The organism is Solwaraspora sp. WMMD791, from assembly GCF_029581195.1.
Lineage (GTDB): Bacteria > Actinomycetota > Actinomycetes > Mycobacteriales > Micromonosporaceae > Micromonospora_E.
Genome location: NZ_CP120737.1, coordinates 1214494 through 1227665, shown reverse-complemented (window position 1 = coordinate 1227665; position 13172 = coordinate 1214494). Strand labels below are relative to the sequence as shown.

The following is a 13172-nucleotide window of genomic DNA, read 5'->3' as shown; positions in this document are numbered from 1 at the left end:
GGGATCCGGCGGTAGTGATCAGCGTCGGCACAGCGCCGGGGTACGCGGCGGCTGGTCGTCGGCGACCGGTTCGGTCGGTATCGCCGCCGGTGCCGCCGGCGGCGCGAGCAGCAGGATACCGGCGCACGCGGTGGCCCCGGCCGCGACGAGCAGCGTCATCGCGACCGGGCCGGTGGCGAAGCGTTCCTCGAACAGCACCACCCCGATGATCGCCGAGGCGACCGGGTTGGCCAGGGTGACGGTGGCCAGCGGGGCACCGAGGCCGCTGCCCCGGTAGGCGAGCTGGGACAGCAGCACACCGGCCACCGCCATCGCCGCGATCGCCGGCACGGTGGGTGTGAACAGGGCCGACGGCCCTCCGTCGGCGTACTCCCGGGTGACCGCGTGGGTCAGCGCCGAGGCTATCGCGAACGCCACACCGGCGGCGGTGGCGTACATCAGGCTGCGGGGGACCGGCCGTCGTACGAGGATGGTCCCGGCGATCGTCGCGACCAGCACGGCGGCGCTGGTCAGCACGAGGGTGTCGGCGTCGCCGGCGTCCATGCCGTCGCCGCTGCCAGGAACGGTCAGCACCAGCAGCAGTACGAGGCCGGCCACGGTGGCCGTGGCCCCGCCCCACTGCCGTCGGGTGATCCGCTGGGCGCTGACGGCGGCACCGATCGGCAGCGCCAGCACGAGGGTGAGTACACCGAGCGGCTGTACCACCGACAGCGGCCCGTAGGCCAGGGCGGCGACGTGCAGCCCCCCGCCGGCGGCGTTCAGCGCCACCGACAGCCACCAGCGACGTGCCCGCAGCAGGGCGCGCAGGATGTCCCGCCACGGGGTCTGTGCGCCGAGACGCACCGCGAGCCGTTCCTGGGCGATCGCGCCGAGCGCGTACGCGCCGGCCGAGGCGACGGCGAACGCCACGGAGATCAGCAGCGCGGTCACGGTCCGGCCTGTCGGCGCGGCGGGCGGGTCATTGACCCATGATCCCGTACGGAGGGCGCCCTGGCCTCGGTCCGTCGTCCCGACGTCGTCTCCGTCTCACGCAGTACTCCTGCCTGCCGGGTCCTCCGTCAGGTGGAGGGACGCACCCGGTGGATCACCTAGTGGCCGGGGCCCGGTCGGCCCGGCTCACCGCAGCACCAGGACGGCTGCGGCGAGCGCGACGACGACCAGTACCCCGAGGAACGCCTGGAACAACAGTGCCGGACCGAGATGTGACCAGACCGTCGGGGTCCGCGGAGTCAGGAACTGGCCGGTGGTCAGGTTGACGATCCGTTCGACCCGGGGCGGTAGCTCCGGATCCTTCTGCCGGCGAACCGTCACCTGGACGTGGTCGCTGGGGTCCAGCGCGCTCTGCGGTACGTGTCCGTGGATCTCCATCTCGCACAGGACGCCGCTGGTGTCGCGGATGTGCAGCGGCGTGACCAGGAACTCGGGTCCGGTCCGTAGTTGCTTCCACTTGCGTCGGGCGGCGGTGGAGCCGCTGCCCGCCAGTCGCAGTGACGCCAGGGCGGCACCGAGGGCCCGGAGGACGCCGGCTGCCGCGAGGACGCCGATCAGGATCGGCTGGCCGACCTTGATCGGCCGCGAGTAGCCCCCCACCAGGCGGACCACGTGCCCGGTGATGATCGGTCCCGGCCGGTGTGCGGCCCGCTCAGGGAAGAGCTCCGGATCCATGTCTAACCACCCAAAGTCGTCGCCTATTTACGGATTGTATCGATCGCCGAAAGTGAATGCCGTGAATGAATGGCACTCATGGGGCGATTGAGGTTTGATTTGCGGTGATTTGTACGACCAGCTGGGTATGTCGGCCCGGAGAGGAGGGGGTGCGTCATGGATCTGTCGTTTCTGCAACCGCTGTACTCCCGGCCGGGCCCCTGGGCCTCGGTCTACCTGGACGCGTCACGCGACACCGAGGACGCGGTGGAAGCGCTCGAACTGCGCTGGCGGGCGCTGCGACAGCAGCTCGAACAGCAGGGTGCGGACCAGCCCTCGATCGCCGCGCTCGGCCACGCGGTGCTGCGCCACGTTCCCCGTGCCGGCGAGTACGGTCTGGCGTTGAGCGCCACGGACGGAGAGGTGGTCCTGCAGAACTACCTGCCCGCGCCGCCGCGTCGCGATCTGGCCGCCGTGGGGCCGCTGCCCCACGCGATGCCGCTGGTCGCTCAGCGCGGCGAGGAGATCAGCTGGTTGCGCGTGCTGGTCAGCCGGACCGGTGCCGACATCGACGCGGTCAGCGCCGGTGGCCTGCCCCGGCAGGCGAACGTCGCCGGTCCGGCCAGCCACCCGATCCGTAAGGTCAACCCGGGGGCCTGGTCACAGGCGCGGTTCCAGCGGGCGGCCGAGGTCAGCTGGCAGCGCAACGCCGGGCACAGCGCGGCCGCCACCGCAGCCCTCGCCGACCAGGTGGGTGCCGAGGTCCTCGTCGTGGCCGGTGACCCACAGGCCCGCGAGTTGCTGATCAGCGAACTGCCGCGTCGCTGGCAGTCGCGGACGGTGCAGACCGACGTCGGTTCGCGCGCCGTGGGAGCGGACCCGGAACCGTTGACCGAGGTCACCATTCAGGCGATCGCCGAGGTGGCGGCCGCACACACCGATCAGGCCCTGGACCGGTACGGCGCTCAGCGGGGCCGCGGCGACGGTCTCGGCGCCGTGGTCGACGCCCTGCAGCGGGCGCAGGTCGACACCCTCCTGCTCGTCGACGATCCGTCGTCGACGCAGCGGCTGTGGATCGGGCCGGAGCCGACTCACATCGCACTGGAACCGGACGAATTGACCGCCATGTCGGTGGCCGCGCCGCGTGAGGTGCGCGCCGACGCGGCGTTGCTGCGGGCGTTGGCCGGCACCGACGCCGACCTGGTGCTGGTAGGCCCGGGAGAGGCGGACCTCAACGGCGGCGTCGGTGCGGTGCTGCGCTATCTGGATCCGGCGACCGGATGAGACGCGGCACCGGTGCGCCGACGACCGGGTGCCGTGCGTGGAATTTTCGCGCCAGTTAGCGCCTATGGATTGGGCGGCCCCGTCACTGGCAGTAAGGTCCGGCATAGGGATCGGTGCTCCGGCGAGGGGGCCTGGTCGGTGACCGAGCCCGGATACCGGAACGTGCAGCTCAGAGCCGGATCACCGGGAGGGGCGGAATGTCCGGACAACGACGTACCGCGACTCGTTCGGAACACGCGCTGGAGGATCTGGACGGGGCCGCACTGTCCTATGCGGCCCGTTTCGCGGAGCAGTCCGAAGGCCGGCGACGGGATCACCTGCGGGATGAACTGGTCCAGTTGGCGTTGCCGTTCGCCGGCCGGCTCGCCCGTCGCTACCGCGGCCGCGGCGAGCCGTTGGAGGACCTGGAGCAGGTGGCGCGACTCGGCCTGGTCAAGGCGGTGGACCGCTACGACCCCGAACGCGGGTCCTTCACCGCCTACGCCGCCGTCACCATCACCGGCGAGATCAAACGCCACTTCCGCGACCGCACCTGGGGGGTACACGTCCCTCGGCGGTTGCAGGACTTGACGATCGAGGTCAGCCAGGCCACCGCCGTCCTGACCAGTGAGCTGTCCCGGTCACCGACGGTGGCGGAGCTGGCGGCGCGGCTGGAGACCTCCGAGGAGGACATCCTGGCCGCGCTGGAGTCGGCCGCCGGCTACACCCCGGCCTCGCTCAACGGACCGGTCGGTGACGACGGCCCGGCCGAACTCGGCGACATGTTCGGTGCACTCGACGCCGACCTGGAATCGGTCGACGACCGGCTCACCGTCAGCGGACTGTTGTACCGGCTGCCCGCCCGCGAGCGCCGGATCCTCGCGATGCGCTTCTACGGCAACTACACCCAGTCCGACATCGCCGCAGAGTTCGGTATCTCCCAGATGCACGTCTCCCGGCTGTTGTCGCGCACTCTGACCTGGCTGCGCCAGGCGATGCTCACCGACACCCCGCCGAGGTGGGAGTCCACCGGCGCCCCGCCGGAGCCGCCGGACGCGGTGACGGTGTCGGTGGACCGGGCCGACGGCCGGGTCCAGGTCGGCATCCGGGGCGAACTGGACCGGTCGGCCGCGGAGCGGGTCCGCTGCGCGCTCGTGGACGTGGTCTGCGCCGCCGGCACCGACGAGGTGCTCGTCGACCTCGACGGTGTCGGCTTCATCGACGCCGCCGGCATCGCGGCGCTGCTGGCCAGCCACGAGGCCGCCCGCCGGGCCGCCGTACGGTTGCGGATCGCCGATCCGCAACCGTACGTGCGGCGCAGCCTGATCGTGGCGGGCCTGGCACCGTTGTTCACCTGACCCCGTACCCCGACGGTGACCCGATCGGGGGACATCCGGGCCGCACCGTCGGCGCTCGGGCGTCACCTTCCGTAACGTGCGCAGGCGTGAAGCAACGTGGACATCGCATGATGGCAGCGGTCGTGGCCGGCGCGGCGACGTTCGCCTTCGGGATCTCCGGCGCCGGGGAGGACACCTCGAACTCCGGGGCGATCGCCCTGATCGGCGTGGTGGTGGGCCTGGTGGTCTTCAGCGCCACCAAACCCAGCAAGAACTAGCGCGGCCCGCGCGCGGGGCGGCCGGACCGCGCGCGGTCCGGCGGTCGGTGCCGGTTCAGCCGGCGGCCGCTACGGCGAGCGCGTTGCGGTGCCGGCCCAGCGGCGGACGCTCCTGTACGGACACGTCGCTGACCACGATTTCGCGCTCCAGGCTGCTCAGCGCCACCGCGTCGCCGCGCCGGAACTGGGTGAGCAGACTGCCCGGTGGACGCTGCGAGATCACCCAGCCCTTGCGGTAGAGCCGGGACCACGCGGTCAGCAGGATCTGCGCCGACATGCGCCCCAGCGCCTCGGTGCTCTGGTGACGGTGCCGCCGTTCACCGAGGTCGACCTGGGCGAGTGCGTCCAGGCCACAGACGTCGAGCAGGTCGATGAGCATGGCGGTCTCCACGCCGTACCCGGAGACGAACGGGATCTGCTCCAGCACAGCGCGTCGGGCGGCGTACTCGCCGGCGAGCGGCTGCACGAAGCCGGCCAGATCCGGCCAGAAGAGGTTGAACAACGGCCGGGCCATGATCTCCGTGACCCGTCCACCGGCGTCGGCCTCGACGTCACTCGACCGGACCAGCGGCCGATGGTAGAAACCCTTGACGAAGCTCACCGAGTCGTCGGTGAGCAGCGGCCCGAGCAGGCCGGTGACGAACGCCGGCTGGAACTCCCGCAGATCGGCGTCGACGAAGGCGACCAGGTCGCCGTCGCTGGCGGCCAGCCCGGCCCACAGCGCGTCGCCCTTGCCCTCCAGTCGGGGCAGTCCCCGGGTCATCTCGTCCTGGCTGACGACCCGGGCGCCGGCGGCGGTGGCCACCGCCGCCGTGGCGTCGTGCGAGCGCGAGTCGACCACCACCACGTCGTCGACCAGCGGCACCCGGTCGACCAGATGGTCGCGGATCGATCCCACGATCGCGCCCACCGTGGCCTCCTCGTTGCGGGCCGGCAGGACCACGCTCACCCGCCGCCCCTGTTTGGCCATGGCCAGCTCCCAGGGGGTCCAGCGGCCGGCGGACGCGGTCCGGCGGGCAGCCCAGTCCTCGACCGTGGCAGTGATGCCCGTTCGTGCGTCACCCATGATCCACCCCCTGACGACCCTCACGACTGCACGTGGGCTACCCGTGGGTCAACCAGGTATGCCTGCGGGTCGTGCCGGGGTGCGCCCACCGGGTCGCCGCGACCGTCGCCCCGGTCCCGATCGCCGTGTCCGGGCCGGGCGGGGCGCCGGATCGCGCACGGGTCGCGTAGCGTTGACCGACATGGGTGTGTCGCAGCGTCTGAAGAGTCGGTTCCGGCGTTTCCTCCAGCGGCCGGGAAGTACGGTCGACCTGGCCCCGTTGGCGAAGTTGCTCCCCGCGATCGCCGACCGGGAAGAAGACCTGAAGGCGCTGGAGGACACCGCGCTGACCGAAGCGGCCGGTCGGGCCAGCGAGTTCGTCGAGATCTGCGCGATCGGTCGGGAGGCCGCCCGGCGGGCGATCGGCGAGCGCCCCTTCGACGAACAGTTGCTGGGCGCGATGTCGCTGCTCGCCGGCAAGGTAGCGGAGATGGCCACCGGTGAGGGCAAGACCCTGACCGCCACGATCGCCGCGTACGGTCACGTGCGGCGCGGCAACGGTCCGGTGCACGTGCTCACGGTCAACGACTACCTGGCGCGCCGGGACGCCGAGTGGATGGCACCGGTGTACGACTTGCTCGGACTCTCCGTCGGCTGGGTCACCGAGAGCAGCACCCCGCAGCAGCGCCGAGAGGCGTACCAGCGGGACGTGACCTACGTGTCGGTGAGCGAAGCCGGCTTCGACTTCCTGCGCGACCAGTTGGTCACCGACATCGCCGACCGGGTCCAGCCGTCGCTGTCCACCGCGATCGTCGACGAGGCCGACTCCATCCTGATCGACGAGGCCCGGGTGCCGATGGTGCTCGCCGGCGCCGTCACCAGCGAGCAGGATCCGGTGCACACCGCCGCAGCCCTGGTACGCGGGTTGCGGGCGGACCGCGACTACGAGGTCGCCGAGGACGGCCGTAGCGTGGCCTTCACCTCGGTCGGCCTGGCCACCGTCGAGGCCAAGCTCGAGGGCATCGATCTGTACGCCGACGACAACGTCGAGCAGCTGTCCGCCGTGCACGTGGCCCTGCACGCCCACGCGTTGCTCAAACGCGACGTCGACTACATCGTGCGCGACGGCGTGGTGGAGCTGGTCGACGAGATGCGCGGCCGGGTGGCCCAGCGCCGCCGGTGGCCCGACGGGCTGCAGGCTGCGGTCGAGGCCAAGGAGGGGCTGGCCGCGACCGCCGAGGGCGAGGTGCTCGGCACCACCACGGTGCAGGCGTTCGTGGCGATGTACCGCACCCTGTGCGGCATGACGGCGACGGCGGTGCTCGTCGGTGACCAGCTGCGGGAGTTCTTCAAGCTCGAGGTGGCGGTGATCCCGCCGCACACGCCGTGCGTGCGCGTCGACGAGCCGGACCGGATCTACGCCACCCGCGCGGAGAAGGACGAGGCGCTGGTCGCGGAGATCAGCTCGGCGCACGCCACCGGCCGACCGGTGCTGGTCGGCACCCTCGACGTCAAGGAGTCGGAGTCGCTGGCGGCGGCGCTCGGCGAGGCCGGGGTGCGGTGCGTGGTGCTCAACGCCAAGAACGACGACGAGGAAGCGGCGATCATCGCCGAGGCGGGCGCCCTCGGCGCGGTGACTGTCTCCACCCAGATGGCCGGGCGCGGTGTGGACATCCGGCTCGGTGGCAGCGACCAGGCCGACCGCGACCAGGTCGCGGAGCTTGGCGGGTTGTACGTGATCGGCAGCGGCCGGCACGACAGCCGCAGGGTCGACAACCAGCTGCGTGGCCGGGCGGGTCGCCAGGGCGACCCGGGCGGCTCGGTCTTCTTCGTCAGCCTGGAGGACGATCTGGTCGTCCGGCACGCGCCGGACGCGATCCCGCCATCGCCACGGATGACCGCCGACGGCATCGTGCAGGACGAGCAGGTGGACTTCGCGATCGAGCACGCCCAGCGCATCGCCGAGGGCGTCGACTACGAGATCCACCGCAACACCTGGCGCTACAGCGTGGTCATCGAGCAGCAACGCAAGGCGCTCGCCGAGCGGCGTGAGCGACTGCTCACCAGTGAGGTCGCCGCGCTGATGCTGATGGAGCGGTTCCCGCAACGGTGCGCGGACATGGACGAGGACCTGTTGTCGCGCGCGGCGCGCAGCATCGCCCTCTATCACCTCGACCGGCTCTGGGCCGAGCACCTCGCCGAGCTGTCCGAGGTACGTGAGGGCGTGCACCTGCGGGCACTCGGCCGGCTCGATCCGCTCGACGAGTTCCACCGGGCCGCCGTACCGGCCTTCAACCAGCTGATCCCCGAGATCGAGGCACGCACGGTGGCCACCTTCGAGGAGACGGAGTTCGACGAGGACTGGCAGCCCGACGAGGCACAGCTGGTGCGACCGAGCGCGACCTGGACCTACCTGGTGCACGACAACCCGTTCGGCTCGGAACTCGACCGGTTGATCTCCTCGGTCGGTCGCCGGCTCAGCGGCGGCTGAGTCGGCCGAAGTGCCGGTGCCGGTCGCACGTCGCCGGTACCCTCGCTCGAGGTGTGCCCGGCGGTGGTACCGCAATCGACGGCTACCGCCGCCGACGACGACGGGAGTGACGATGAGCGAGCGGACCGGCGCGGCAGGTCCGGTCTGGCCGGTACGGGCGCGGTGAGCCGACCGGAGCAGTTCGGCCACGGCCGGCTGGCGGTGCTGGAGACCGCGGCCGTGCTGCGCGAACTCACCGCCGGGATGATCCGCTGCGACGACTTCGACCAGGCGTTGGCACATCTTGCCCGGACCACCAGGTTCGCGCTGCCCGGCGTGACGTACGCCAGTGTCTGCTTCCTGCGTGCCGGCCAGCCCGCCTCGGTGGCGGCCTCCGACCCGTTGATCAAGGACCTCGACGAGTTGCAGTACAGCGCTGACGGACCGGCGATGAGCGCGATCCGTGGCCGGGAGATCGTGCTCGCCGCCACGCTGACCGGGACCACCCGGTGGCCGAGGTGGCGGTCGGCGGCGCTCGACCGTGGCGTCCAGGGCGTGCTCTGCGCCCCGGTGGACGTCGACGACGAGGTGATCGGGTCGATCAACCTGTACGCCGACCGGCCCGGCGCGATATCCGACGATGAGCAGTTGACCGCGTTGCTGCTCGCCGAACACGCGGGGCTGCTGCTGGCGGCGGTACGGCACCGCGGCCGCACCGACGCTGATCCGACCGGTACGGGGTGGGACGATACCGACCTGATCGGTCCGGCGATCGGCATCGTGATGACCCAGCGGCGGTGCCGGGCCGGGGAGGCGTTGGCGGTGCTGCGCGACGCTGCGCAGGCGACCGCGATGCCGTTGCCGCAGGTCGCCGAGCGACTGGTCGCCTCGGTGCTGCGCGCCGAGGGCTGAGCGACTGGTCGCCTCGGTGCTGCGCGCCGAGGGCTGAGCGCCCGGTGGCGGCGCCGTTCGTCCACGGTGATACTCGGGTAGGAGCGTTCACCGCATCCGGCGTGACGCGTCCGGCGCGACCAGGGGAGGCGGCAACGATGCGGGGCAGAATGCGGGCGTCCACCGGCCCTGTCCAGCCGATGCTGGTCACGTTGCCGCTCGGACTGTTCGTCTGCGCCACCCTGTTCGACGTCTCGGTGCTCACCGGGGCTCCCGGCCTGTTCGGCGAGGTCGGTTACGCGACGATGGTCGCCGGTCTGGCCGCCATGGGGCTGACCCTCACCGTCGGCCTGGTCGACCTCTGGGAGGAACCACCCGGCCGGACCCGCGGCGCCCTGGTGCGGTTCAACCTGATCACCGGTGCGATGGGGTCGGTCTTCCTGATCGCCTGCCTGGTCCGTGCCTCCGGTGCGGCCCAGGTGGCGGGAGCCGCGCTGGTGGTCGTCGAACTGGTCGGAGTGGCGGTCGGTGCCGTCGGCCTGCGTTACGGCACGGACCTGTTACGTTACGCTGCCGACGCCGCCGCCGTGGGTGAGCCGCCATCGGGTGCCGAGGACCTGATCGTCCGGCCGCAGACGAGCCCGGCGGCGCTCAGCCGTCGACCAGGTCGCGCATCCGGGTGATCTCCGCTGCCTGTTCGGCGGCGATGGCGGTGGCCAACTCCTCGACGGCGAGATCGGTGCCGCCGGTGAGGACCCGGTGGGACATCTCGACCGCGCCCTGATGGTGGTCGGTCATCATCGTGACGAACAACTGATCGAAGGCGGTGCCACGGGCCGCCGCGAGGTCGCGGATCGCCGCCTCGGTCTGCATGCCCGGCATCGTGGCGTGGTCGTGGCTGCCATCCGGTAGCCCGCGGGCCCGCAACCAGCTCTTCAGGACGTCGATCTCCGCGGCCTGACCGGACCGGATCCGGTCGGCGAAGGCGCGTACCCCAGGGTCCTCGGTCCGGCTGTGAGCGAGCGCGGCCATCTGTACGGCCTGGGTGTGGTGCGGGATCATCATCTGCACGTACCAGGTGTCCACCGTGTTGTACTGCGGCGGGTCGACCACGATGGCGGTCCCCGGCCGGACTTCGGACTCCTCACCGGGGCGTCCCGGGATGATAACCGGCGGCGCGGCGTCGGTCATCGTCGGCGAGGTGGCCGCCGTGGAGCTCGTGCCGTCGACGGGGGAGCCGACGACCCGCACGACGGCGACCAGCGCGACAGCGCCGGCGACGAGTGCGACGGCCAGCAGCGCGGAGCGTCGGCGGGGTGTCGGTCGCGGCATCAGTCCTCCTTGCCGGCGCACCGGCGGGAATGCGGCGATGCTATCCGGACGGTCCTCCCCATCGATGTGATGGGCATCACATCGATGCCGGGAACTCGGCGGTATGGTCGCCTCATCATCAATCCCTTTCGAAGGGTGCCGCACATGATCACACGCTCCCCACGAGGGCCGCGGCAACTGCGGGTCGTTGCGGTGACGGCGATCGCCGTCCTGCTCGGCAGTACCGCGATGGCATCCCCGGGTCGGGCCACGACACCGTTCGACAGCGACTGCGCCGACACCACCGACGCGCTGGCGGTCGAGCTCTGCCTGGCCCAGACGGCGACGGCCACAACGGACGATCCGGGTCTCGGAGTGGACGAGATCGACAGCAGCCCGAACCTGCGTCAGATCGCCAACCTGCCGAAGCCCGCGCCGTTCGACACCGAGTCGGCCCTCAACTCCGACCTGGCGTTCCAGGGTCGTTACGCCTTCGTCGGCAACTACAACGGCTTCGTCATCTACGACATCGGCAACCCCCGCAAGCCTCGACTCGTGTCGCAGGTGCTCTGCGTGGGTGCTCAGAACGACATCTCTGTCCACGGTGACCTGCTGTTCCTGTCGACCGACTCGTCGCGCAGCGACGACTCCTGCGCCAGCACCTCCCAGTCCGCGGGGACCAAGGAGTCCTGGGAGGGCATCAAGATCTTCGACATCCGGGACAAGCACAACCCCCGGTACGTCAAGTCGGTCGAGACCAACTGCGGTTCGCACACCCACACCCTCGTGCCGGGCAAGGATCGTCACACGGTCTACCTCTACGTCTCCTCGTACAGCCCGTCGGCGAGCTTCCCCGACTGCCAGCCGCCGCACGACCTGATCTCGATCGTCAAGGTGCCGGTGAAGAAGCCGACCGACGCCGCGCTGGTCGCCACGCCGGTGCTGTTCCCCGACGGGGGCAACCCCGGCGGCAACGGCAGCTCCACGACCAGCGGGTGCCACGACATCACGGCCTATCCGCAGAAGGACCTCGCGGCTGGGGCCTGCATGGGCGACGGCGTCCTGCTGGACATCGCCAACCGTGAGGCACCCCGGGTGATCCACCAGGTGAGGGACACGACGAACTTCGCCTTCTGGCATTCGGCGACGTTCAACAACTCGGGCACCAAGGTGGTCTTCACCGATGAGCTCGGCGGCGGTGGCGCCGCGACCTGCAACCCGACCATTGGCCTCGAACGGGGCGCGAACGCGGTGTACGACATCACCGGCAAGGGTGCGTCGCGTACGTTGGTCTTCCGCAGTTACTTCAAGATCCCCCGGACGAATGGGCCCACCGAGAACTGCGTGGCGCACAACGGCTCGCTGATTCCGGTGCTCGGCCGCGACATCATGGTCCAGGCCTGGTACCAGGGCGGCATCTCGGTCTGGGACTTCACCGACTCGGCCCGCCCGGTCGAGATCGCCTACTGGGAGCGTGGTCCGGTCTCCGACACCCGGATGGTCACCGGCGGGCCGTGGTCCACCTACTACTACAACGGCTACATCTACTCCAGCGACATCCAGAAGGGTCTGGACGTGCTGGAGATCCGGGACTGGCGGACCGCCAGCGCGAAGCTGGTCCGGCTGCCCGAGCTGAACGTGCAGACGCAGTCCTGGTACCTGAGCTGGTGACATCTGCGGCGAGCCGGTAGCCCGCACACAGGTCCGACGCACCGCCCGCCGGGGCGGTGCGTCGGCTGTCGGCTCGGATCGCCCTGGCGGGGGGACCGCCGCTGTGGGCGCGGTTCTCCTGCCGGGGAAGCGTCGACGTCTGCACCGCAGGATCGACAGGCCGGCCGGCCTGTCGGAAACGCCGGGCCGGCCGCTGGGCCCGACTCGTACTCGTTCGATACCAGGTCGATCGAGTGGCCGAATGCATTGGTCGGCAACGGCGCGACGGCGCGTGGATCAGCCGAGCCAGGCGGCGATCAACGGCAGGGTGACGGCGGTGGCGACGGTGGAGAGCACGATGGTGTCCCGGGCCAGCCGCGGGGCGCGCTGGTACTGGCTGGCGAAGATGAAGACGTTCTGAGCGGTCGGCAACGCGGCCGTCACCACTGCGGTGACCAGAGCTGACCCGGTCAGGTCGAGGGCATGCCGACCGATCAGGTAGGCGGCGACCGGCTGCCCGACGACCTTGAGTGCCACCGCCGTGGCGCGCTGACCGGCCTGCGGTCCCGCCGCCAATGGTCGAGCGCCCGGCAGCGACATGCCCAGCGCCAGCAGGGCCAGCGGTACCGCCGCCGCGCCGAGCAGTTCGAACGGACGCAGCAGCTCCATCGGGGGGCGTACGCCGGCGACCGCCACGGTGAGACCTGCGGCGGAGGCGATCATGATCGGATTGCGGGTGGGCAGCGACAGCAGTCGGCCGGGTGAGGGACGCCGGTCGCCGGCGCTGACGTCCAGAACGGCGATGGCGGCGGGAGCGGCGACGAGGACCTGGAACAGCAGGATCGGTGCCACCGCCGACACGTCGCCGAGGACGTAGGCGGCGACCGGGATGCCGAGGTTGGCGGCGTTGACGTACGAGGCTCCCAGCGTGCCGACCGCGACGTCACCGGCCGGGTGCCGCCACCACAGGCCGGCCACTGCCAGGTAGCCGAGGGCGACCACCGCGGTGCTGAGCAGATAAGCGGCGAAGGCCCCGGTGAAGACCTCCGTCGGGCGGGTGGTCGACAACGTGGTGAACAGCAGCGCCGGCGTGGCGATGTAGAAGGCCAGCCGGGCGAGCACCGTGGTCGCGTCGGATCCCAGCAGTCCGTACCGGCTGATCAGATAGCCGATCGCGGTGACCGACCAGATCGCGGTGAATCCGGCGAGGATGGCACGCATGTGATCATCCTGCCCGGTCACCACTAGCACCGAGGATGGGTATTCAGAGCGAGCAATCGATT

At 71.0% G+C, this 13172-nt stretch carries 12 protein-coding genes; 7 read left to right on the top strand and 5 right to left on the bottom strand.

Features of this window, described 5'->3' with window-relative positions; all coding sequences use genetic code 11:
• Positions 1–18: 18 nt before the first annotated feature.
• Together O7623_RS05260 and O7623_RS05255 are read right to left on the bottom strand one after the other, a co-directional pair.
• Positions 19–930: a DMT family transporter gene (locus tag O7623_RS05260; RefSeq protein WP_282227461.1), complete on the bottom strand. Its 912-nt coding sequence runs from the start codon at positions 928–930 to the stop codon at positions 19–21.
• A 186-nt stretch (positions 931–1116) separates the two neighbouring features.
• Entirely contained in the window at positions 1117–1665 is a 549-nt protein-coding gene (locus O7623_RS05255; protein WP_282227460.1) for a hypothetical protein, read from the bottom strand.
• Between the two features lie 156 nt (positions 1666–1821).
• Here O7623_RS05255 and O7623_RS05250 point away from each other — a divergent pair, with 156 nt between their 5' ends.
• The 3 genes from O7623_RS05250 to O7623_RS05240 all read left to right on the top strand — a co-directional run bounded on the left by O7623_RS05250 (position 1822) and on the right by O7623_RS05240 (position 4522).
• Positions 1822–2928: a Vms1/Ankzf1 family peptidyl-tRNA hydrolase gene (locus O7623_RS05250; protein ID WP_282227459.1), complete on the top strand. Its 1107-nt coding sequence runs from the start codon at positions 1822–1824 to the stop codon at positions 2926–2928.
• Positions 2929–3125: 197 nt separating this feature from the next.
• On the top strand, positions 3126–4265 hold the full coding sequence (locus O7623_RS05245; protein ID WP_282227458.1) for a SigB/SigF/SigG family RNA polymerase sigma factor: 1140 nt from the start codon (positions 3126–3128) through the stop codon (positions 4263–4265).
• A gap of 107 nt (positions 4266–4372) precedes the next feature.
• Positions 4373–4522, top strand: a complete 150-nt coding sequence (locus tag O7623_RS05240) for a hypothetical protein (protein ID WP_282227457.1) — start codon at positions 4373–4375, stop codon at positions 4520–4522.
• A gap of 55 nt (positions 4523–4577) precedes the next feature.
• Here O7623_RS05240 and O7623_RS05235 read toward each other — a convergent pair whose 3' ends face one another.
• Positions 4578–5588, bottom strand: a complete 1011-nt coding sequence (locus O7623_RS05235) for a glucosyl-3-phosphoglycerate synthase (RefSeq protein ID WP_282227456.1) — start codon at positions 5586–5588, stop codon at positions 4578–4580.
• A 181-nt stretch (positions 5589–5769) separates the two neighbouring features.
• On the opposite strand from O7623_RS05235, the gene secA2 reads away from it, so the two are divergent.
• The 3 genes from secA2 (at position 5770) to O7623_RS05220 (ending at position 9611) form a co-directional block, all read left to right on the top strand.
• Positions 5770–8058 carry an accessory Sec system translocase SecA2 gene (gene secA2, locus O7623_RS05230; RefSeq protein ID WP_282227455.1) on the top strand — a complete coding sequence of 763 codons (2289 nt, stop codon included), beginning with the start codon at positions 5770–5772 and terminating at the stop codon, positions 8056–8058.
• Positions 8059–8301: 243 nt separating this feature from the next.
• Positions 8302–8949 (top strand): GAF and ANTAR domain-containing protein, encoded by a 648-nt coding sequence (locus O7623_RS05225; RefSeq protein WP_282229316.1) that lies wholly within the window; start codon positions 8302–8304, stop codon positions 8947–8949.
• 137 nt (positions 8950–9086) lie between these two features.
• Positions 9087–9611: a DUF2231 domain-containing protein gene (locus O7623_RS05220; protein ID WP_282227454.1), complete on the top strand. Its 525-nt coding sequence runs from the start codon at positions 9087–9089 to the stop codon at positions 9609–9611.
• On the opposite strand, the gene O7623_RS05215 is transcribed toward O7623_RS05220, so the two are convergent.
• A complete protein-coding gene (locus O7623_RS05215; protein WP_282227453.1) occupies positions 9580–10260 on the bottom strand; it encodes a DUF305 domain-containing protein in 681 nt (226 codons plus the stop codon). The two genes, O7623_RS05220 and O7623_RS05215, sit on opposite strands and share 32 nt — an antisense overlap.
• A 144-nt stretch (positions 10261–10404) precedes the next feature.
• Between O7623_RS05215 and O7623_RS05210 the strand changes: the two genes are divergently transcribed.
• Positions 10405–11910 carry a hypothetical protein gene (locus tag O7623_RS05210; protein ID WP_282227452.1) on the top strand — a complete coding sequence of 502 codons (1506 nt, stop codon included), beginning with the start codon at positions 10405–10407 and terminating at the stop codon, positions 11908–11910.
• A gap of 276 nt (positions 11911–12186) precedes the next feature.
• Here O7623_RS05210 and O7623_RS05205 read toward each other — a convergent pair whose 3' ends face one another.
• Positions 12187–13110: an AEC family transporter gene (locus O7623_RS05205; protein ID WP_282227451.1), complete on the bottom strand. Its 924-nt coding sequence runs from the start codon at positions 13108–13110 to the stop codon at positions 12187–12189.
• Positions 13111–13172 lie beyond the last annotated feature (62 nt).

Bases quoted from the DNA above. Each gene is read 5' to 3' on its own strand.
- O7623_RS05220 (WP_282227454.1), top strand. From the start codon at position 9,087: ATGCGGGGCAGAATGCGGGCGTCCACCGGCCCTGTCCAGCCGATGCTG.
- O7623_RS05210 (WP_282227452.1), top strand. From the start codon at position 10,405: ATGATCACACGCTCCCCACGAGGGCCGCGGCAACTGCGGGTCGTTGCG.
- O7623_RS05205 (WP_282227451.1), bottom strand. From the start codon at position 13,110: ATGCGTGCCATCCTCGCCGGATTCACCGCGATCTGGTCGGTCACCGCG.
- secA2 (WP_282227455.1), top strand. From the start codon at position 5,770: ATGGGTGTGTCGCAGCGTCTGAAGAGTCGGTTCCGGCGTTTCCTCCAG.
- O7623_RS05215 (WP_282227453.1), bottom strand. From the start codon at position 10,260: ATGCCGCGACCGACACCCCGCCGACGCTCCGCGCTGCTGGCCGTCGCA.
- O7623_RS05250 (WP_282227459.1), top strand. From the start codon at position 1,822: ATGGATCTGTCGTTTCTGCAACCGCTGTACTCCCGGCCGGGCCCCTGG.
- O7623_RS05255 (WP_282227460.1), bottom strand. From the start codon at position 1,665: ATGGATCCGGAGCTCTTCCCTGAGCGGGCCGCACACCGGCCGGGACCG.
- O7623_RS05240 (WP_282227457.1), top strand. From the start codon at position 4,373: ATGATGGCAGCGGTCGTGGCCGGCGCGGCGACGTTCGCCTTCGGGATC.
- O7623_RS05225 (WP_282229316.1), top strand. From the start codon at position 8,302: ATGATCCGCTGCGACGACTTCGACCAGGCGTTGGCACATCTTGCCCGG.
- O7623_RS05235 (WP_282227456.1), bottom strand. From the start codon at position 5,588: ATGGGTGACGCACGAACGGGCATCACTGCCACGGTCGAGGACTGGGCT.
- O7623_RS05245 (WP_282227458.1), top strand. From the start codon at position 3,126: ATGTCCGGACAACGACGTACCGCGACTCGTTCGGAACACGCGCTGGAG.